This is a genomic window from Bacteroides helcogenes P 36-108, from assembly GCF_000186225.1.
GTDB lineage: Bacteria > Bacteroidota > Bacteroidia > Bacteroidales > Bacteroidaceae > Bacteroides > Bacteroides helcogenes.
The window spans coordinates 3,692,287-3,713,337 of sequence record NC_014933.1; the positions used below are offsets into that span (position 1 = coordinate 3,692,287).

General features: G+C 48.4%; 19 protein-coding genes. 12 read left to right on the forward strand and 7 right to left on the reverse strand.

Annotation, left to right across the window (positions count from 1 at the left end; translation table 11 throughout):
- Positions 1-85 precede the first annotated feature (85 nt).
- The 5 genes from BACHE_RS15310 to BACHE_RS15330 are packed head-to-tail and all read left to right on the forward strand — an operon-like array spanning position 86 to position 4,107.
- A complete protein-coding gene (locus tag BACHE_RS15310; protein WP_013548622.1) occupies positions 86-1,543 on the forward strand; it encodes a glycoside hydrolase family 10-like protein in 1,458 nt (485 codons plus the stop codon).
- A gap of 23 nt (positions 1,544-1,566) precedes the next feature.
- Positions 1,567-2,193, forward strand: coding sequence for a hypothetical protein (locus BACHE_RS15315; RefSeq protein WP_013548623.1), 627 nt, complete (start codon positions 1,567-1,569; stop codon positions 2,191-2,193).
- Positions 2,190-3,224 (forward strand): hypothetical protein, encoded by a 1,035-nt coding sequence (locus BACHE_RS15320; RefSeq protein WP_013548624.1) that lies wholly within the window; start codon positions 2,190-2,192, stop codon positions 3,222-3,224. Before BACHE_RS15315 ends, BACHE_RS15320 begins: the two co-directional genes overlap by 4 nt.
- Positions 3,203-3,718, forward strand: coding sequence for an HU family DNA-binding protein (locus tag BACHE_RS15325; RefSeq protein ID WP_013548625.1), 516 nt, complete (start codon positions 3,203-3,205; stop codon positions 3,716-3,718). The genes BACHE_RS15320 and BACHE_RS15325 overlap by 22 nt, the downstream gene beginning before the upstream one ends.
- 23 nt (positions 3,719-3,741) lie before the next feature.
- Positions 3,742-4,107 (forward strand): hypothetical protein, encoded by a 366-nt coding sequence (locus BACHE_RS15330; RefSeq protein ID WP_041579492.1) that lies wholly within the window; start codon positions 3,742-3,744, stop codon positions 4,105-4,107.
- Positions 4,108-4,109: 2 nt separating this feature from the next.
- Here the strand turns inward: BACHE_RS15330 and BACHE_RS15335 are convergent, their stop codons facing one another.
- The gene (locus BACHE_RS15335) at positions 4,110-5,285 is read right to left on the reverse strand and encodes a hypothetical protein (RefSeq protein WP_013548627.1); all 1,176 of its coding nucleotides are present in this window, start codon (positions 5,283-5,285) and stop codon (positions 4,110-4,112) included.
- A 128-nt stretch (positions 5,286-5,413) separates the two neighbouring features.
- Between BACHE_RS15335 and BACHE_RS15340 the strand changes: the two genes are divergently transcribed.
- The 3 genes from BACHE_RS15340 to BACHE_RS17650 are packed head-to-tail and all read left to right on the forward strand — an operon-like array spanning position 5,414 to position 10,427.
- Positions 5,414-6,592: an ATP-binding protein gene (locus BACHE_RS15340; protein WP_013548628.1), complete on the forward strand. Its 1,179-nt coding sequence runs from the start codon at positions 5,414-5,416 to the stop codon at positions 6,590-6,592.
- 37 nt (positions 6,593-6,629) lie between these two features.
- Positions 6,630-10,187, forward strand: a complete 3,558-nt coding sequence (nifJ, locus tag BACHE_RS15345; RefSeq protein ID WP_013548629.1) for a pyruvate:ferredoxin (flavodoxin) oxidoreductase — start codon at positions 6,630-6,632, stop codon at positions 10,185-10,187.
- Positions 10,188-10,223: 36 nt separating this feature from the next.
- Positions 10,224-10,427 carry a hypothetical protein gene (locus BACHE_RS17650; protein ID WP_187289277.1) on the forward strand — a complete coding sequence of 68 codons (204 nt, stop codon included), beginning with the start codon at positions 10,224-10,226 and terminating at the stop codon, positions 10,425-10,427.
- A 204-nt stretch (positions 10,428-10,631) separates the two neighbouring features.
- Here BACHE_RS17650 and BACHE_RS15350 read toward each other — a convergent pair whose 3' ends face one another.
- The 4 genes from BACHE_RS15350 to BACHE_RS15365 all read right to left on the reverse strand — a co-directional run bounded on the left by BACHE_RS15350 (position 10,632) and on the right by BACHE_RS15365 (position 15,581).
- Positions 10,632-11,108 (reverse strand): HU family DNA-binding protein, encoded by a 477-nt coding sequence (locus BACHE_RS15350; RefSeq protein WP_013548630.1) that lies wholly within the window; start codon positions 11,106-11,108, stop codon positions 10,632-10,634.
- Positions 11,109-12,039: 931 nt separating this feature from the next.
- The gene (locus tag BACHE_RS15355) at positions 12,040-14,247 is read right to left on the reverse strand and encodes a tetratricopeptide repeat-containing sensor histidine kinase (protein WP_013548631.1); all 2,208 of its coding nucleotides are present in this window, start codon (positions 14,245-14,247) and stop codon (positions 12,040-12,042) included.
- Positions 14,248-14,325: 78 nt separating this feature from the next.
- Positions 14,326-14,568 (reverse strand): hypothetical protein, encoded by a 243-nt coding sequence (locus BACHE_RS15360; RefSeq protein WP_013548632.1) that lies wholly within the window; start codon positions 14,566-14,568, stop codon positions 14,326-14,328.
- Between the two features lie 119 nt (positions 14,569-14,687).
- The gene (locus BACHE_RS15365; RefSeq protein ID WP_013548633.1) at positions 14,688-15,581 is read right to left on the reverse strand and encodes a helix-turn-helix domain-containing protein; all 894 of its coding nucleotides are present in this window, start codon (positions 15,579-15,581) and stop codon (positions 14,688-14,690) included.
- 173 nt (positions 15,582-15,754) lie between these two features.
- Between BACHE_RS15365 and BACHE_RS15370 the strand changes: the two genes are divergently transcribed.
- The 4 genes from BACHE_RS15370 to BACHE_RS15385 all read left to right on the forward strand — a co-directional run bounded on the left by BACHE_RS15370 (position 15,755) and on the right by BACHE_RS15385 (position 18,816).
- The gene (locus tag BACHE_RS15370; RefSeq protein WP_013548634.1) at positions 15,755-16,699 is read left to right on the forward strand and encodes an aldo/keto reductase; all 945 of its coding nucleotides are present in this window, start codon (positions 15,755-15,757) and stop codon (positions 16,697-16,699) included.
- Positions 16,700-16,709: 10 nt separating this feature from the next.
- A complete protein-coding gene (locus tag BACHE_RS15375; RefSeq protein WP_013548635.1) occupies positions 16,710-17,720 on the forward strand; it encodes an amidohydrolase family protein in 1,011 nt (336 codons plus the stop codon).
- Positions 17,721-17,722: 2 nt separating this feature from the next.
- Entirely contained in the window at positions 17,723-18,178 is a 456-nt protein-coding gene (locus BACHE_RS15380; protein ID WP_013548636.1) for a putative quinol monooxygenase, read from the forward strand.
- An 89-nt stretch (positions 18,179-18,267) separates the two neighbouring features.
- The gene (locus BACHE_RS15385) at positions 18,268-18,816 is read left to right on the forward strand and encodes a flavin reductase family protein (protein WP_049778970.1); all 549 of its coding nucleotides are present in this window, start codon (positions 18,268-18,270) and stop codon (positions 18,814-18,816) included.
- Positions 18,817-18,951: 135 nt separating this feature from the next.
- Here BACHE_RS15385 and BACHE_RS15390 read toward each other — a convergent pair whose 3' ends face one another.
- Positions 18,952-19,839 carry a carbohydrate kinase family protein gene (locus BACHE_RS15390; protein WP_013548638.1) on the reverse strand — a complete coding sequence of 296 codons (888 nt, stop codon included), beginning with the start codon at positions 19,837-19,839 and terminating at the stop codon, positions 18,952-18,954.
- Between the two features lie 19 nt (positions 19,840-19,858).
- Complete coding sequence (locus BACHE_RS15395) at positions 19,859-21,025, reverse strand: MFS transporter (RefSeq protein WP_013548639.1); 1,167 nt, start codon at positions 21,023-21,025, stop codon at positions 19,859-19,861.
- Positions 21,026-21,051: the final 26 nt, after the last annotated feature.

The window sequence follows — 21,051 nt, forward strand, 5'->3', positions numbered from 1 at the left end:
GCATTTATCAAGCGTTTTGCTTATCTTCGCCGCAAAATATAACAGAAAAGAAGAAGTAAATGAGAATTTACAACAAACATTTTGTATGAAACGAATACTCCTCACTTTATTATACAGCCTCTTCCTGCTGCCGCTTGCGGCACAGCCTCCCAAATACGAAGTGCGCGCCGCATGGGTCACTGCCGTGTATGGGCTGGACTGGCCCCGGACGCGCGCCACCACCCCCGAAAGCATGCGCAGGCAGCAAGACGAACTTATCGAGATACTGGACAAGCTGAAAGCCGCCCACTTCAACACAGTGTTGTTTCAGACACGTACCCGCGGTGATGTGCTTTATGACTCTTCCATCGAACCCTATAACTCCATCCTGACCGGAAAGACCGGCAAAAATCCCGGTTACGACCCGCTTGCGTTTGCGGTGGCAGAATGCCACAAGCGCGGTATGGAATGCCATGCATGGATGGTAACCATTCCGTTGGGCAACCGCAAGCATGTAGCCGCCTTGGGGAAAGAATCCGTAACCAAAAGAAAACCTGCCATCTGCGTGCCCTACAAGCAGGAATATTTTCTCAATCCCGGACACCCGCAAACCAAGGAATACCTCATGAGCCTTGTCCGTGAAGTGGTGGAACGCTATGACATTGACGGAGTGCACTTCGATTATCTGCGTTATCCGGAAAACGCCCCCCGCTTTGCCGACGGTTATGATTACAGGAAGTACGGCAACGGACGCAGCCTTGCCCAGTGGAGACGGGATAATCTTACCGAAATCGTGCGCTATATATATAAAGGTGTAAAAGCCATGAAACCGTGGGTAAAGGTAAGCACATGTCCCGTGGGGAAATACCGCGACACATCCCGCTACTCATCCCGCGGCTGGAACGCCTTCCACACCGTCTATCAAGATGTCGAAGGATGGCTGGGCGAAGGCATTCAGGACCAGATATACCCCATGATGTACTTCCGTGGAAACGGCTTCTACCCTTTTGCCCTCGACTGGAAAGAGCAAAGCAACGGCCGGCAGATAATCCCCGGACTGGGCATCTACTTCCTCCACCCCGACGAGGGAGACTGGAGCACGGACGAGATAGAGCGACAGATAAACTTTGTACGCACGCACGGGCTGGCCGGAGAAGCACATTATCGCGTAAAGTATCTGATGGACGACACCCGCAACCTATACGGCATACTGAAAGACAGCTATTACACCGCCCCCGCCCTGCAACCCGCCATGCCGTGGATCGACGGCACACCTCCCACCGCCCCCTCAAGCCTCGGCATAGAGAGGCCGGCCGACGGCTACACCTTGCTGCGCTGGAAGCCTTCCACCGACAATGACAAGCGCAACGAACCCACCTACGTAGTCTATGGTTCGGACTCTTATCCGGTGGACACCGCCAATCCCGAAAACATCCTGGCACAGCGGATACAAGGCACGGAATATGTTTACGCGCCCATACTGCCCTGGAACGCCGTGAGATATTTCGCAGTCACGGCAGTGGACCGCTGCGGCAACGAAAGCACGCCCTGCCAGAGCCATTGACAAACCCATAACCCCGCACACCCATGATAGAAGAAATCCACGCGTTGCCGTCCATGCATACCCTTCCCGGCATATTGTCGGGGGCGGCCATCTGCTGCTTCTTCCTGCGCATGCCCCGCATCACCCCGACGGACATACGCCTCCTCACCCGCCGCCGTGCGCTGCGCGAGGAGCTGCCCACCCATTACATGCACATGTTCCACCGCCACACCTCCCCCGGCAAGACAGACAATTGCCATTCCGACGGAGACATCCGGCTCAGCCTCCGGGCATCATTCCGGCGCTACACCGCCTTTTCGACAGAAATCTCAGGGCTGCCCTACGCCGCCTTCGCCCCGTTGTGGTTCCCGCCGATGCTCTTCAGCATAGCGGCAACCTTCCACACCCGTTTCACCGTCAGCCCCCTCAACCATCCCGAAACACTTCAGGCCGTGAAGTCAATCACCGTGGCCAAAGAAGAAGCCACCTCCCCCCAGAAAGAGACGCTCCCCGGCAAGCAAGACCCAAGCCTGACAAGGGAACCGGAGAAAAGGACAATCGAAGACCCTACAACGGAAAGCCTGTCCAAGTCAAGAACCGATCCGTGCAAGCAGAAAATGGAGCCGGGCGCAACAAACAATAACCGGCCCGTCCCGGCATCAGAGCTATGACAGATTGGAATGAAAGACAAGAGAAGAAGCAACGGCGGATGCCACTGCCAGGCTCCTTCCGACAGACACCCCGGCGCCCTTGCAAACGGCATACCAAAGGCTCCACCGGAGAGACTACTACTCTCACTATACAAGAGACTACTACTCTCACCATACAAGAGACTACTACTCTCACCACACAAGAGACTACTGCTCTCACCACACAAGAGACTACTGCTCTCACTGCACAAGAGACTACTGCTCACACTGCACAAGAGACTACTGCTCTCACTGCACAAGAGGCTACTGCTCACACTGTACAAGAGACTACTGCTCACATCGCAGCAGAGAGAACTGCTCACACCGCACAAGAAAGCACTGCTCACATTGCAGCAGAGAGAACTGCTCACATCGCGGCAGAGAGCACTGCTCACATCACGGCAGAGAGAACTGCTTTCACCATACAAGAGAGCACTGCTCACATCGCAGCAGAGAGAACTGCTTTCACCACACAAGAAAGCACTGCTCACATTGCAGCAGAGAGAACTGCTCACATCGCGGCAGAGAGCACTGCCCACATCGCACAAGAAAGCACTGCTCACATCGCAGCAGAGAGCACTGCTCTCACCGCACAAGAAAGCACTGCTCTCACCGCACAAGAAAGCACTGCTCACATTGCAGCAGAGAGCACTGCTCACACTACACAAGAGAGCACTGCTCACATCGCAGCAGAGAGAACTGCTTTCACCATACAAGAGAGCAATGCTCACATCGCAGCAGAGAGAACTGCTTTCACCATACAAGAGAGCAATGCTCACATCGCACAAGAAAGCACTGCCCACATCATGGCTGAGAGCACCGCTTTCTCATTGACCGGACTTGTTCCGGTGCTCCCCACGCCCTTGCTATCCCCACGGGCGGACTCTCATGGACAGTGGCACATGCCGGACAGCATCGTCCGTCTCCGTCCACTACCGATACATATCAAACAAAATCAGGATTTATCAACCAAAAAACTTGCAACATCATTATGCAGAACTACAAACTTGTGAAAAGAGGCAATCCCGCCAAGAAGGATGCCCCGAAGAAATGGTACGCCATCCCCGTCTCCTACGAAGCACAGAACGTGAAGACCATGACCCGCGCCGCCACCGAAAACACCACCACCGCACCCTTCGAACTGGAAAGTGCCCTCGAACTCTTGGGCAACTATGCCAAGCAGCAACTCCTGCAAGGGCACATCGTGCGCATAGGGTCGCTGGGCACGCTGCGCATCACCTTCAAGAGCGAGGGCGTGGACGACATCAACCAGTTCAACGCCGGACAGATGATAAAGGAGGCACGCGTGCTGTTCACCCCATCCAAGGAGCTGCGTGAATCCGTGGTCAAAGGCCTCCAGTACCAGAACGGCGGAGTGCTCGAAGACGGCATCAGCTACACCTCCCTCTCCGACTACAAGCGCGCCAAAGGCAGTGCCACCGGAGGCGGCGGAACCGTCACCCCACCCAGCGGAGGCGGCGATGAGAACGAAAATCCCTTGGGATAGACCACACAGAGACAGGGGCAGAAATGCCCCTGTTGCTTATAAAGCCATTGAAGCACCGTCGCCCTGTCCGCAGGGCAGAAAGGGCGGATAACCATCAATACAAGATTCGGCACAGGCAGCAACAGCACGGGATAGGCACGGGCAGCAACAGCACGGGACAGGCACGGGCAGCAACAGCACGGGACAGGTACAGACAGCAACAGCACGGGACAGGAACAGGCAGCAACAGCACGGGACAGGCACGGGCAGCAACAGCACGGGACAGGAACAGACAGCAACAGCACGGGACAGGTACAAGCAGCAACAGCACGGGACAGGCACGGGCAGCAACAGCACGGGACAGGCACAGACAGCAACAGCACAGAGTAAGGGCGGCGCCGTTCCCCTAACATCAAACTCTGACGTATGCCCGGTAGCGGCTTTTCACCGTTACCGGAACCAACGGAAGATAGCCGGACAGCATTTTCCCATCCCTTACCACCAAAGGATATGCCGTCCGGTCTTGTTCATGCCTCTCGCGCAATTCTTCATTGGAAGGATAATATTCGATGGAGAAACGGCCTGCGCTTTCCGGAGCCATGAAGCGCTCTTGAAACAGCAGAGACACCACCCCCATATTCATCCTCATATTGATTTCCACACAAGGATGAACGGCATACCGCCCGTCCGGCAACAGGCAGACCATCATATCCACTCCTATACAGCCCGCATAGGCCGCACCATATATATCCGAAAGCATGCCGCACAACCTCTCGCGTATGTCTGCCAACGCATACGGAGAAACATATCCCGCGATTCTCCGTCCTATCTCCTCCGAAGCCATCAGCACATTGCCGCTGTATGCACCGCTTTTATTGGTTGAGAACAAAGAATAACCGGCAAACGACACCCTGCCGTGCCCGTCGGACAAGAACTCCATCGCAAAATCTTCTACTTTATGGCAGACGGGCTCCCCCGACACGAACCCTTGTTCCCTGATGACGCGTTCGCACCAGCCCCCTACGGATTGGGTGAAAACGCCCTTACACCAATTCAGCCCCTTGCCGCTGCCCGACCAAGGAGCTTTCAGCACACAGGCATCATGCCCCTCTACAAACTCCCTGCAGGCGGAAAGGCACGACAGACGATAAGAACTTCCGCAATATTCATCCTTCCTCAAAGAAGCGAACACGCCCATCACCTCCATCGCCTTCTCACGGGAAGAAAGCCGCCGCCAAGTCTCAAGCTCATCTTTCTCCGGCAACTTGCGTTCGGGCAATCCCGCCCTCTGCAGCCGCTTGCGCAATGCCGGATTCCACCCCCACGGGGAGACTTGCGCATCAGGACGTTCTGTCAGTTCGGGTTCGGTAACCAGCTCCACGGATAATGGGAAAAGACATTTCATCTCCTCCAGATAAGCGGCGTTACAGGCCGATGCGGCCAGCACCGCACTGCCCGGAGAGGCATACCACACCGGCAGCAAAGCCAAATCTTCCGTCATAAGGCGGACTGTGGCAGGGGGCATATAGTTTTCTTCATTATTCCCCAACGCCATGTCCGCATCGGGATTGAACACATAGAGCTTCATCTTTCAATTATTAATTTATTACCCTCTTTTTGCATGAGAGTGCAAAGATATATAATAATCTGCCATCTCTACTTTGCAATTCTACAAAAAAGGTGTATATTTGCCACCCGATAAACTAATGTCATAGCATGGAATCATTCTACCGTACACACGCCTATCTTGTAGAACACACGAATGCCCCCGTCCGCCGGGATCTCATGGATGAGATTAACTGGAACGACCGACTTATCGGCATTAAAGGAACCCGTGGTGTAGGTAAAACCACGTTTCTACTGCAATATGCCAAAGAAAAATTCGGCACTGACCGTTCCTGCCTCTTCATCAACATGAACAACTTCTACTTTGCCGGACACAGTATCGTAGAGTTTGCCGCCGAATTCCAACGCCGCGGAGGAAAGGTGTTGCTAATAGATCAAGTATTCAAATATCCTGACTGGAGTAAAGAACTTCGCATGTGCTACGATCGTTTCTCGAACCTGAAAATTGTATTTACCGGCTCCTCCGTAATGCGTTTGAAGGAAGAAAACCTGGAGTTACGCGACATTGTCAAGAGCTATAACCTGCGCGGATTCTCCTTTCGCGAATACCTGAACCTGCAAACAGACATGAAGTTCCGCGCTTATTCATTAGAAGAAATCCTAAGTAACCACGAACAAATCGCTAAAGGAATTCTTTCCAAAGTACGCCCTTTGGATTATTTTCAGGACTATTTGCATCATGGTTTCTATCCTTTCTTCCTCGAAAAACGCAACTTCTCAGAAAACCTGCTCAAGACCATGAACATGATGGTGGAAGTAGATATCCTGCTCATCAAACAAATAGAGTTGAAATACCTTTCAAAAATAAAGAAATTGTTATATTTGCTGGCATTAGACGGTCCGAAAGCTCCGAACGTAAGCCAGCTTGCTAATGATATACAGACATCACGAGCCACTGTGATGAACTACATCAAATATCTGGCAGACGCACGTCTTATCAATATGGTATATCCCAAAGGAGAAGAGTTCCCCAAAAAACCGTCAAAGATAATGATGCACAATTCAAATCTGATGTACTCCATCTATCCCGTGAAAGTGGAAGAACAGGATGTGCTCGATACATTTTTTGCAAATACAATGTGGAAAGACCACAAAGTGAACAAAGGTGATAAAAACATCTCGTTCATGGTAGATGAGGTGATGCCGTTCAGAATCTGTCCGGAAGGCATGAAGATAAAAAATAATCCGGGTATGACTTATGCATTGCACAAGGCGGAAATAGGCCGGAATAACCTGATTCCTCTCTGGTTGTTCGGTTTCTTATATTAAATGAGAGATTTTTTTACTTAATAAATTCAATTTAGTTATGACTAAACAGAAGAAATTCATTACTTGTGATGGTAATCAGGCTGCTGCACATATCTCGTATATGTTCTCCGAAGTAGCGGCTATTTATCCCATCACCCCCTCTTCTACGATGGCTGAGTACGTAGATGAATGGGCTGCCGCAGGTCGCAAGAACATCTTCGGCGAAACAGTATTGGTACAGGAAATGCAGTCGGAAGGCGGTGCGGCCGGTGCTGTTCACGGTTCTTTGCAGGCCGGTGCATTAACAACCACATACACAGCTTCACAAGGCTTGTTGCTGATGATTCCGAATATGTACAAGATTGCCGGAGAATTCCTGCCTTGTGTATTCCATGTATCAGCCCGTACGTTAGCTTCTCATGCACTGTGTATCTTTGGTGATCACCAAGACGTTATGTCTGCCCGTCAGACCGGTTTTGCTATGTTGGCAGAAGGTTCTGTACAGGAAGTTATGGACTTGGCAGGTGTTGCTCACTTGGCTACTATCAAGTCTCGCGTTCCGTTCATGAACTTCTTCGACGGCTTCCGTACTTCTCACGAAATCCAAAAGATCGAAATGTTGGAAAACGAAGATCTCGCTCCGCTTATCGACCAGGAAGCGTTGGCTGAATTCCGTACGCGTGCACTGAATCCTGCAAATCCGGTAGCCCGTGGCATGGCTGAAAATCCCGACCACTTCTTCCAACATCGCGAATCATGCAACAACTACTATGAAGCAGTTCCTGCCATTGTAGAAGAATACATGAACGAAATATCTAAAATCACAGGCCGCAAATATGGCTTATTCGATTACTATGGCGCTGAAGATGCAGAACGCGTAATCATCGCTATGGGATCTGTAACGGAAGCTGCCCGTGAAGCCATCGACCACCTCGTTGCCAATGGCGAAAAGGTAGGTTTGGTTGCAGTTCACTTGTATCGTCCGTTCTCTGCCAAGCACTTCCTTGCTGCCGTTCCCAAGACTGCCAAGAAGATTGCCGTACTTGACCGTACAAAAGAACCGGGTGCTAACGGTGAGCCGTTGTATCTCGATGTAAAAGACTGCTTCTATGGTGCAGAAAATGCTCCGGTTATCGTAGGCGGCCGTTACGGTTTGGGTTCTAAGGATACTACTCCTGCACAAATCATTGCAGTTTACAAAAACTTGGCTATGCCGATGCCGAAGAATCACTTCACTATCGGTATTGTGGATGATGTTACTTTCACTTCTCTTCCTCAAGAAGAAGAAATCGCATTGGGCGGCGAAGGAATGTTCGAAGCTAAGTTCTACGGTTTGGGTGCTGACGGTACAGTAGGTGCTAACAAGAACTCCGTAAAGATTATCGGTGACAACACAGATAAGCACTGCCAAGCTTACTTCTCTTATGACTCCAAGAAGTCAGGCGGTTTCACTTGTTCTCACTTGCGTTTCGGTGATACTCCAATCCGTTCTACATATTTGGTAAACACTCCGAATTTTGTGGCTTGCCACGTTCAGGCTTACCTGCATATGTACGATGTCACACGTGGTTTGCGTAAGAATGGTTCATTCCTGCTGAATACCATTTGGGAAGGTGAAGAACTGGCAAAGAACCTGCCTAATAAGGTCAAAAAATATTTCGCTCAGAACAATATCACCGTTTACTATATCAACGCAACTCAAATTGCACAGGAAATCGGTCTGGGTAACCGTACCAACACAATCCTTCAGTCAGCATTCTTCCGCATTACGGGTGTGATACCTGTTGATCTGGCTGTTGAACAGATGAAGAAATTCATCGTTAAGTCTTACGGTAAGAAGGGTGAAGATATAGTAAACAAGAACTATGCAGCCGTTGACCGTGGTGGCGAATACAAGCAACTTACCGTTGATTCGGCTTGGGCCAACCTGTCAGATGAAGCAAAAGCAGAAAATAATGACCCTGCATTCATCAATGAGGTAGTTCGTCCTATCAATGCACAAGATGGTGACCTTCTACCGGTATCCGCATTCAAAGGCATCGAAGACGGTACTTGGCATCAGGGAACAGCAAAATATGAAAAACGTGGCGTAGCTGCATTCGTTCCTGAATGGAATGCTGAAAATTGTATCCAGTGTAACAAGTGTGCATACGTTTGTCCTCATGCTTCTATCCGTCCATTCGTACTCGACGCTGAAGAGCAAAAAGGTGCTGACTTCACTCAACTGAAGGCTGTGGGTAAGGCATTTGACGGTATGACATTCCGTATTCAGGTTGACGTTCTCGACTGTCTGGGTTGCGGCAACTGTGCCGACGTTTGTCCGGGCAATCCGAAAAAGGGTGGCAAGGCTCTGACAATGAAACATCTTGAAGGCCAATTGCCGGAAGCTGCCAACTGGACTTACTGCGTAGAAAACGTGAAGAGCAAACAACACTTGGTTGACATCAAGGCTAACGTTAAGAACTCTCAGTTCGCAACTCCGCTGTTTGAATTCTCCGGCGCTTGCTCCGGTTGTGGTGAGACTCCGTACGTAAAACTACTTTCTCAGTTGTTCGGCGACCGTGAAATGGTTGCTAACGCTACAGGATGTTCTTCTATCTACTCCGGTTCTGTACCTTCCACTCCTTATACTAAGAACGAAAAGGGTCATGGTCCGGCTTGGGCTAACTCACTGTTCGAAGACTTCTGCGAATTCGGTCTGGGTATGGAGCTCGCTAACGAAAAGATGCGTGCACGTATCGTGAAGGCTATGGAAGAAGCAATCGCAGCAGAAGGTACTCCGGCCGAATACAAAGAAGTATTCCAAGCATGGATTGAGAATATGTACGATGCAGACAAGACGAAGGAACTTGCTGAAAAGATCATTCCTATGGTAGAAGCTGCCAAAGACAAATGTGACAACTGCAAGACTATTGCCAGCCTGTCTCAATATCTGGTTAAACGCAGCCAATGGATTATCGGTGGTGACGGTGCTTCTTACGACATCGGTTACGGTGGTCTCGACCATGTAATCGCCAGCGGTAAGGACGTCAATATCCTCGTTCTGGATACTGAGGTTTACTCTAACACAGGCGGTCAGTCTTCTAAGGCTACTCCGGTAGGCGCTATCGCCAAGTTTGCCGCTGCAGGTAAGCGCGTACGCAAGAAAGACCTCGGTCTGATGGCTACAACTTACGGTTACGTATATGTTGCCCAAATTGCTATGGGAGCCGACCAGGCACAGACTTTGAAAGCAATCCGCGAAGCTGAGGCTTATGATGGTCCTTCACTCATCATCGCTTATGCTCCGTGTATCAACCACGGATTGAAAGCCGGTATGGGTAAGAGTCAGGCTGAGGAAGAAAAAGCAGTCAAGTGTGGCTATTGGCACTTATGGCGTTACAACCCGGCCTTAGAAGCAGAAGGCAAGAATCCGTTCACGTTAGACAGCAAAGAGCCGGATTGGACAGGCTTCAAGGACTTCCTGAAAGGTGAAGTTCGTTACGCTTCCGTAATGAAACAATATCCGCAGGAGGCAGAACAACTGTTCCAGGCTGCCGAAGATAATGCTAAGTGGCGTTACAACAGCTACAAACGTTTGTCTAAGGAAAACTGGGGTGCTGAAGTTACAGAATAATTCCGGTTTACTGAAATAAAATCGAGTAGGAGGAAAATGAAAGTTTTCTTCCTACTTTCATTTTCCGACCTCTCACACCACCGTACGTGCCGTTCGGCATACGGCGGTTCTTTATTTACGATGCAACCTCTTTCCAACTTTTCCATATATACATTCTTAGTCGCCTATGAGACCTCCCCGGTTAAGAATACATTCTTTCCATCTTATACCCGCTTGATTTACTCCGAACGTTCCGAATAGCTATGGGAATTTGATTTGTATTGCAATCTAATCCACGTTCATAAGCCTTAATACTGCGTTAGGGACTTGCACCCGTTAGAATATACACATGCCGGGCGAACAACAATAATGCCCCTGCCTGACCGGAAAGTCATGCAGGGGCATTGATTGATTGCGCCAAACTATGCACAGAAATGCAAATGACGTGAGACCGTGAGGTGACGATTATCCCAAGGGGTTTTCATTTTCGTCACCACCATCACCAGTACCACTACCAGTGCCGGTAGTAGTAGAAGAGGAGGTCTTGCCCCACTCTTCCCAAGCTATCTTGGTGTTCACCATGCTGCGGGTAGTCACCTGACGTCCACTGTTACGCTCTACCTCAGGAATAAAGCGAACACGAACCCCGATAATCTGCGAGGCACTTACATCCTCTTTATTGCTCACACCGTTCTTGGTAGAAGCAGCAGTATAATAAAAAGTACCCACACCATCCAATTTCACAGTACGTCCACCTCCCATATAACCACTCAATACCCGTCCAAGATTCTCCATGATAGCAAATGTATCACCACGGCTCACTGTAGAGAGTGCCGCCAATTCATCAGCTACTTCACGGGTAGTTACCGGTTTCAACACTGTTACAGATTGAGGATACCACAAATTGTTTACTTTCTTCTGAACTCTTCTAAAAAATGCCATAATCGTAATGTTTAAAATGATCAATAATAATGTATATATACTCTCTTTTATCTTGCTTAAAAAAGCGAAAGTTTCATCGTGAGGCCTCAACGATTAAGCCATACGCTTTCTTAATTTCGATGTTGCAAAGTTAGGGTACGATGCAAGAGAATACAAGAAAATGGCATCTACAACATTTTTATTTAAATCACTATAAAACAGTCGATTACAAAATCAGCATCTCTACAAGGAACAGGAGAGAATAAAACATAAGGAAAAGCAATATTGCATCAATCTCTACAAGATGGGAAGGTAAATGATTGATAATGAATACAGCTATTCTTATCAATCTCTACAATGCTGTTATTTTGTGTTTTTAGTTATCATTTATTTTACTGCCAAATTAAGTTCCAAGAAATATTGTACCGTATAGCACAAATAGGAAAGTTCCTATCCCTCCCAGGACATCTTCTAAAGCAGGGGCAATTCACTATACTACCGAATAGGGTTCAGTATACGACTCAATGGCATTCACTATACGACTGAGTAGGGTTCAGTATAGCATTGAAAAACGGTCATCCTCTTTCTTAATCCCAAAAGTTCAATTTTCGTGTATCATATATAAGCACATTTCAGCAGAACGAAGTGAAATAAGCACTTTCTGCATCTGTACTATTTAAGTGCTTTTCTATAAACAGCTTCTTCTTCAAGAAGTTTCAAGAAGTCTCAGCAGCCCCCTATCACGCCTTCCGGTGTCTCCCCTTCGGCATATTCAGTGCCGACTCGGTCACCACCTGCTTGGAAGGCTGATAAAGATTCAGATTATGCTCATAGATATTATAAACACCCTTTGCGCCTTTACGAAAGTTGATTCATTTGAAATTCATCCATACCTCTCGGTTCTTAACTACTAACCGGCAATTTATTATGATAAGCTTTTCAAAAAGCGAAATCATGCAACAGGTTGTTTCAATTCCGGATGCACAAATACAAAACGAGCACCCCCAGTATAGGTGGTGTCCAGATAGACTCGTCCGCCTACCAATTCGGCTATATGGCGGCAGATGCTCAACCCCAGTCCCGTGCCTTGCTTAAAGGTGTCCAGCTTCTCAAAGCGTCCAAAGACAATTTCCGCCTTGTCTTCAGAGATTCCGCAGCCTGTGTCTGTAACAGAAAATACAATACCACCGTCTTCCTGGATACGATATTTTAACGTAATACTGCCTCGGTCAGTATATTTACAGGCATTGGTCAGAAAATTGGTGATCACTTGTTGCAGGCGCACGGCGTCGGTAAGGAAGGAGATGAAAGAAGCATCCTCAGGCTCATCCAATTTTAGCTGCACTCCATCCGGAACACGCGAGGCGATACTTCGGAGCGTAGCATGGCACAAGTCACTGATACATGTGGGAGCCAGCGCCAGCGCATAAGAGCCGCTTTCTAATTTAGAAAGGTCGAGCACATCATTCACAAGCGTCGTGAGGAGTTCAGTATTGGTATGAATAAGGCTAAGATAGTCGGCACGTTCTTCCACTGTCAGCCCCAGATCTTCCTCGGAATTCACCACATCGCTGAAACCTACAATAGCATTGAGAGGTGTACGTATCTCATGGCTCATATTTTGCAGAAAAATAGACTTCTGCCGGTTGGCATACTCAGCTACCTCACGGGCATGTTCAGCCTCTTTGCGGGCAGCTTCAGACTCGTTTCGGGCACGTAAAGCAATATTCCTCTCCTTTTGCAGACGAACAATGCTTTTGCGCCTTTGCAGCGTATAGACAAAGATAAAGACTATCAGACTGACGGACAGGAGGAGAAGCACCGAGGTGATAAACATCTGCATGCGTCCTCGTTCTTCAGCAGATGCAGCACGTTCTTGTTGATGAAGCGCTTCCGTGCGGTTGCGTTCCACCTCAATCATCCGCTGCCTCAAGGCGAGGTCGGAGTTCTTCAATTTCAGTTCGGTAGCCTGCAATGCCAGCCGGTCGCGTTCCTTGTCGGTTTCCATCAAGCGGTGCTCATCAGCCAGTTGACGAATGCGCATCTCGCTGTTCTGCAAGGCAAGACGGTTTTTCTCAGTTTCCAGCCGGGTATTATCAAAGCGGGCGGTGTATTCCGTCAGCATCCTGTGGCGCTCCACATCATCCTCGTTTCTCTTTATGGAGTCGCACTTGTCACACCAGCTCAATGATTCCTCATACCGCCCCTGCAACCGGCTAAGCCTCTTCATGCAATCGAAATATGAAATATTGTCGTGAGGCAGAGTATTTATTATGGTGGCAGCCCGTTCATAATCTCCGACAGCCATATAATAATCAGCATTTCCCATCTGGCAATTAAGTAGCATACCACCGAATACAGGATGTTTCTCCGTAATCCGATTCATTTCGTCCAAGCATTTCTTGCTCTCTACCAAATCCTGCATAGAACCGGATGACAGATAAAGCCCCACTAAATAGCAAAGCGGTTGCACCCGTCTTGTAGGGTCGGGAGCCAGAGAAAGCGCCTTCTTGAGATAGCCGAGGGCTTTGGCGTCATCACGCAACATCTGACAGGATTCACCCGCCGTAAGGTAGAGGCTGACGGCATCCCCCGGATTTCCGTGCTGTTCTATGTATTCGGCTCCCTGAACCGCATACTTCATCGCCAGTTCATAGCTGGCCTGCATCTTATAAATGGAACTGAAGTGCTGAAAGGAGAAACCTATTCCATAGGGATTGTTCAGTCGCCGGGCTTCCGCCTGATAGTCGTTCACCTCCTCCAACGCCTTGACGTACATCACCTTCATCTTCCAATAAGCGATAATCCGGTTCCATCCGCTGAACACGTATTGCTGAAAGGGGGTGCGGACGGCAAAGCCGCGCAACGTACGGACGGCATCTTGCAAGGCAGAGAGATTACCTTTGTAGTAGTAATAATCCACCTTCTGATGCAGAGCCAGACACTGCGCCTTCTGGTCACCCTTGCATTCCGCCATGTGGAAGAGGGTATCCGCCATGAGGAGCACTTGCGGACTACGGACGGCTTTGGTACATTTCACAAGGTAGGGATAGAGTGAGTCGTCTATCTTATAGACATTGTTTTGGGCAGAAAGAGGCATAAGCTGCAGAAATACTGTACACAACAACAGGGTAGTGATATGTGAGAATGTTTTGTTCACGGATGCTTGTTTGTTTGTTTGCCTCTATTCAATAAGACATGACCTTGCGGAAAGAGTGTTCTTTAAGGATTTGTAAAATTATAGCAAAAAAACAGAAACTGCAACAATTGACTCCGAAAACTTATAATATCTACTCATTCCCGATCTGTTTTCCACCCATCTCCACCAATTCCACATCATCGCCCGATACACGCAAGTATCTGCCGAGGTTTTTTCTTCCCGTTCGGACACAAACTGCACACGTATAGCCGAAATTTGATCCAAGCCAGTTTCTTCAGGCGTATCAGCTCCCTTACCGGCACAGCTCAACTTGTAGAACATAAACTTATCTGTATTGATTATGAAATCAAAGATAGTCAAGTAGTAACCTCTGTGTAAATAAAAAGGCTTTTAATATAAGATAAGGTATAGGGTGTGTGTGGCAAGGGTAGGAAACACTGTCAGCAACTCCGCCGATATTCAGAGGGTGACATCCCCTCGCACTTCCTGAACAGGCGAGTGAAATGGGTGGAATATTTGAATCCCAATTCTTCGGCTATCTCATTGACAGACAATACGTCTTCCGCCAATAATTGTTTAGCCCGATCTATAATCTTCAACTGAATATACTCCTGCGCAGTTTTCCCGGTTTCTTTCTTTATCATGTCACCGAAATAGTTGGGGGACAGAAACACCTTTCCTGCACAATAAGAAACAGACGGAACACCCTCTATGCAAAGTCTACCTGATTCAAAATATTCATCCAACAGGTTCTCAAATCGTGTGAGGACATCTTTATTGACTTTCCCACGAGTAATGAACTGGCGGTCGTAATAGCGCATACAATAATCCAACAACATTCCGATACTGCGTGCAATCAGGCTATTGGTATGTTTGTCTATTTCACGATTCAGTTCCGTCAGTATATTGACAAAACATTGCTCGATGATTTCACGCTCCTTTTCAGAAATGTGCAGAGCCTCATTTGCATCGTATGAGAAAAATGTATAATCTTTGATTGTGCGTCCCAATTCTGTCCCGTAGATCAAATCCGGATGAAAGACCAAAGCCCACCCTTTGGGCTGAATCGGCCCTTCGCTCTCTACGCCGAATATTTGCCCCGGAGCAACCGCTACGATTGTTCCCTTCTGATAATCATAGTAATTGATACCATAACGCAATGGTCCACACATCACATCCTTCAAAAAAATGCCATACAGACCATAATTCATACGGTGAAACTCTCTAAGAGTACACTTTGACATATCAATGACACTGACTAATGGATGTAGCGTCTCCACGCCCATATATTCATTGTAAGCGTGGATGGTATTTATCTTTCTTATCCCATTCATATTCTTATCTTGTTAGACAAGGCAAAGATAATAGTTTTATAATTAGCAGAATACCTCTCGATGAAGAATCCGTAAAATTGGTCGGAGCATCCGTAATAGGTATAGCGACTCTCATAAAGAAATCACCTAATTTTGCACCATCGAAGTTGTTTCAAATTAAAACAAAAAGAATAATGAAAAAATTACCTGCAATTGCATTAGGAACATGGTCGTGGGGCACAGGTGTCGCAGGAGGCGACCAAGTATTCGGGAATCATCTGGAGGCAGAGGACTTAAAGCCCGTATTTGAGGAGGCCATGAAGAACGGGCTGAACTTGTGGGACACAGCCACCGTTTACGGCATGGGAACGTCGGAAAGTATTCTCGGCGGTTTCACACGCTCTTATAATCGTGAAGAAGTGATTATCTCCACCAAGTTCACACCGCAGATTGCCGGAGTGTACGGTAATCCGATGGAACAGATGTGTGACGCTTCCTTGAAACGCTTCAACACCGACTACATCGATCTCTACTGGATTCACAATCCTGCCGATGTCGAACGTTGGACTCCCGACCTGATTCCTTTGCTCAAAAGTGGCAAAGTGAAGAGTGTCGGCGTTTCCAACCACAACCTTGCGGAATTAAAACGTGCCAACGAGATTCTTGCAACCGAAGGGTTCAGAATATCTGCTGTCCAAAACCATTTCAGCTTGCTTTACCGTTCATCAGAAGAAGCCGGAATCCTTGACTATTGCAAGGAGAATGACATTGTGTTTTTTGCCTACATGGTACTGGAACAGGGCACATTATCCGGAAAATACAACACAAAAAATCCTTTGCCGCAAGGTAGCGGACGTGGCGAGATGTACAATAAGATGCTTCCGCAGATTGAAAAGCTGGTCGATGCCATGCGTGAAATCGGCAAACATCACAATGCCACTGTTTCACAGATAGCGATAGCGTGGGCTATTGCCAAATACACGCTGCCTGTCATCGGTGTGACCAAAACGAAGTACATTGCTGAAACGGTAGCTGCCACAGCTATCAATCTGACCGATGAAGAAATGGCTCTCCTGGAGAATCTGGCTGCAAAAACCGGAGTTGATACCAAAGGCTCTTGGGAACATCCCATGATTTAAAATCCAAAAGATGAAGAATCTATTTATCATCCCCGCTCTCATCTGTTCGGTGGGAACAATGGCACAAACGGTGTTGGATGTACATTCGCATATCGTGACGGACAGATATACGCAACTGCTCAAGCAACACAATGCAGAGCTGGAAGACGGCTATCCGCTGCCAAAATGGAGTGTGGAAAAGCATATCGTTTTCATGCAGGAGGCGGGTATTGACTGTTCGGTACTTTCCATGCCTTCTCCACAGCCTTATTTCGGTGATACGGAAGAGAGCCGTCGCTGCATCCGTTCCATCAATGAAGAAGCGGCACGTGCCAAGGCGGAACATCCCGGCAAATTCTTGTTCTGCGCTTCGTTGCCTCTCCCCGATGTACAAGTTGCCATCCGCGAAGCAGTCTATGCCCTCGACACCCTTCATGCCGATGGCATCAAACTGGCGACCAACAGCCGTGGACAATATCTTGGCGACAAGGCATTGGACCCGTTGATGGAAGTGCTGAACGCACGCAAATCCGTAGTGATCCTGCATCCGCATACTCCGGAACAACGTCCTGCAAACACGTTTACAGGAGGCCCGATTTTCGTCTATGAATATCCTGCCGAGACTACTCGCGCGGTACTCAACATGATAGAGAACGACATTATGGTACGCTATCCCGACATCAAGTTCGTAGTGCCTCACAGTGGTTCGTTCTTGCCTATCGCCTTGCCACGCTTTCGGGCAGCGCAACCCTTGCTTGTCAAGCAAGGTCTTATGCGTCAGGTGGATATTACCAAGAATCTGGCGAATCTCTATTATGATTTAGCAGGAGGTCCGACACCCGAAATGCTTAAAATGCTACTCACTATTACCGTGCCCGAACATATCATGTATGGTTCAGACTACGGATTTGTACCGAACAAAGTGCTGGTAGCAGTGAAACAGACACTGAAGGAGAGATTGCAGCAGGATGACGTTTTGAGAAATCACATAGAAGACATCTTCGGCAATAATGCCAACCGACTGTTTAATAAATCAAAGTGAAAATGAAACCATTTTTATTATTAGCCCTGCTCTTCTGCTTCGGCACATTATGCAGGGCGCAACAAAATACAGACAATATGCTAATCAGAATTTCCGAGATAGAAGTTCATCCACAGTATCTAAAGGAATATTTGGAATATGCCTATACGGTGGGAGCTACGTCAGTCAAAGAGGAATCAGGAGTCGTCTGTATCTATCCGATGCAGACAAAGCGGGATTCCTGCCACATACGTATACTCGAAATCTATGCTTCGTCCGAAGCCTATCAACATCACATCAAGAGCGCACATTTCCAAAAGTACAAGACAAGCACGCTTCACATGGTGAAAAGTCTCGACTTGGTGGATATGAATGCGCTTGATCTGGCAACGATGCCACAGATATTCGTAAAAATGCCACAAGCTAATGAGAAAATCAATGAAATGGCAATAATTAGCGACTATAACACCGCAGAATAATGAATATATTAAAACAATGGGTGATAATCCCAATGGTAATTATCATCTCTGCTTGTACGAATGTAAATAATAAGCAAACGGATAATAATATGAAAAAGAATATCGGAAGCGTGCTGGCGCTTTACCCCACACCTGCGGTAGTAATCGGCACGATGGTGGACGGCAAGGTGAACTGGATGCTTGCCGGACACGTAGGCATTATGTGCCACGACCATATCATGGTGAGCCTCTTTCAGAGGCACTACACCAACAAAGGTATCAAGGAAAACTTGAAGTTTTCGGTAAACATCGTGGACGAAACTCTGCTTCCCAAAGCTGACTATGTGGGCACGGTGAGTGGCGAGAAAACCGACAAAAGCAAGATATTCGAGTTCTTCATGGGCGATGGCGGCACACCGGTCATCAAAAACGCTCCCGTGGTAATGGAGTGCAAGGTAGAAGACAACTATGTATTGAATGGCTTCGACAATTTCATCTGTTCCATCATCGACACCTACGCTGATGAAACCGTGCTGAACGAAGCTGGAAAAATTGACTATGACGAATTGAAACCCGTATTGTTTGAAATGCCTACCTATACTTATCTGCGCACAGGCGAAAAGATAGGCAAGTGCAAAACTTTAGGAAAAAGCGAATAGAAGGTTTAGTGAAATGAGATTTCCCCCTTGCAACTCGTCTTGTAGAAGGCGGCTGCAAGGGGGAAATCATTTTACTCAAGGCTGTATCTGATCCTGAGTACAGCAGGAGCATCTCTTATTCTATATATAGCGACGTTATCCCAGCCGTTCCTTATAGACTTGCGGCAGTTCGGGCATGGCTCCGCTCTGTGTACAAACGTAGGCGGAAGTTTCTACCGCCAGCTTATGCGCTTCGGGGATGGAGATGCCCTTCAGGATGGAAGCGGTGAAAGCTCCGGTGAAGGAGTCGCCCGCACCCACCGTATCCGCCACCGGTACACGGGGAGTCTCTTGAAATGACACCTCGCCCGGAGTAAAAACATAACTGCCATTCGTGCCACACGTAAGAATCAGCATCTTCAGGTTGTACTTGGCCAGCAGAATCCAGCACTTGTCCTGCAAGTCGATGCCTGGATAGCCGAACATACGGCTGATGGTAACCAGTTCCTCATCATTTATTTTAAGGACATTGCAACGCCGCATGGAGTCGCAAAGTATCTCCTTGGTATAGAAGCCCTGGCGGAGATTGATGTCGAATATCTTGATCTGTCCCTCGTGGTCCGGCATGGTGTCGAGGAAGCGATTGATGGTAGTGCGGCTCACGACACTGCGCTGTGCCAGCGAGCCGAAGCATACGGCACGGGTGCTCAGTGCCAAACGTTTCAGTTCATCGGTAAAAGGGATATTGTCCCATGCCACACCCTCTTTTATCTCATAACAGGGTACACCCACGGTATCAAGCGTCACCTGCACCCTACCTGTGGGATAATCTACCCGTTCTATCTGCGTGCGCAGACCTTTACCGGCAAAGACCTCCAATATCTCGTCGCCATCGGCATCACGCCCTACGGCACTCACCACACGGCTGTCGAAGCCGAACTGCGACACATGAAAGGCGAAGTTCGCCGGAGCACCACCTATTTTCTTTCCTTCGGGCAGGCAATCCCATAGCGCCTCACCCATTCCTACAATAATCTGATTCATACTATTATAATTTCAAGTTTTACTTCTTCATTTTCACCATATAAAAAAACAGGTACACCACGCCGACGGCCATTACCGCCACAGCACCGCTTTGCCCCGCGGCATCACTCGCCACACCCATGGCAAGTGGAAAGATGGTTCCTCCAAACAAGCCCATAATCATCAGGCCGCTGACTTCGTTTTTCTTTTGCGGCAGGGCAAGCAAGGCTTGCGAGAAGACAATAGGGAAAATATTAGAGTTACCGAAACCTATCAGGGCAATGCAGACATATATCATTGCTCTGTCCCCGAAGACAAACAGCCCCGCCATGGCCGCCAGCATGCACAATACACTGATGCCGAAGAATGTTCGTGCTGCCATCTTCTGAAGGATGAATGCCCCAAAGAAGCAGCCCATCGTGCGGAAGATGAAGTAGAGGCTGGTTGCAAAGCCCGCATCGGCAAGCGACATGCCCAAGCGCTCCATCAATATCTTGGGGGCGGTGGTATTAGTACCTACATCAATGCCCACATGGCAGATGATGCCGAGGAAGCAGAGCAAGATGAACGGTTTGCCTAACAGGGCAAGACACTCACCGAAAGAGGAAGGCTTGCCTCCTTCTTTCTCCTCTTGAATGGAGGTGCTGCCCAACCAAAGAATGGCAATGACGGCAATAATCATATAGACCGGGAACAGCACACGCCAACCCATACCGAATGAAGGCATGGCCTGAGCAGCTCCCCACATGGCAATGTAAGGGGCAAGGAATGAGGCAATCGCTTTGACAAACTGACCGAAGCCCAAGGAACTTGCCAACCGTTCGCCATTCACGACGGTAGAAAGCAACGGGTTGAGCGAGGTCTGCATCAGCGCATTGCCAATGCCTAAGAGAGAGAACGAAGCGAGCATCAACACATATCCGTCACCAAAAAGCGGCAACAGCAAAGATGCAAAGGTGACAACAAGGCTGAGGAGCACCGTCTTCTTGCGTCCGATGTGGTTCATCAGCATGCCCGTAGGCACAGAGAAGATGAGGAACCAGAAAAAGACAAGCGACGGGAAGATGTTTGCCTGAGAGTCCGTCAGATTCAAGTCGGCCTTCACATAGTTCGAGGCGATGCCCACCAAGTCAACAAAACCCATGGCAAAGAAGCAAAGCATCATGGGGAGGAGCTTGGAAAAAAAATGAGTGTTTTGATTGTTCATGATTCTGAGTAATAACAATGTGAATA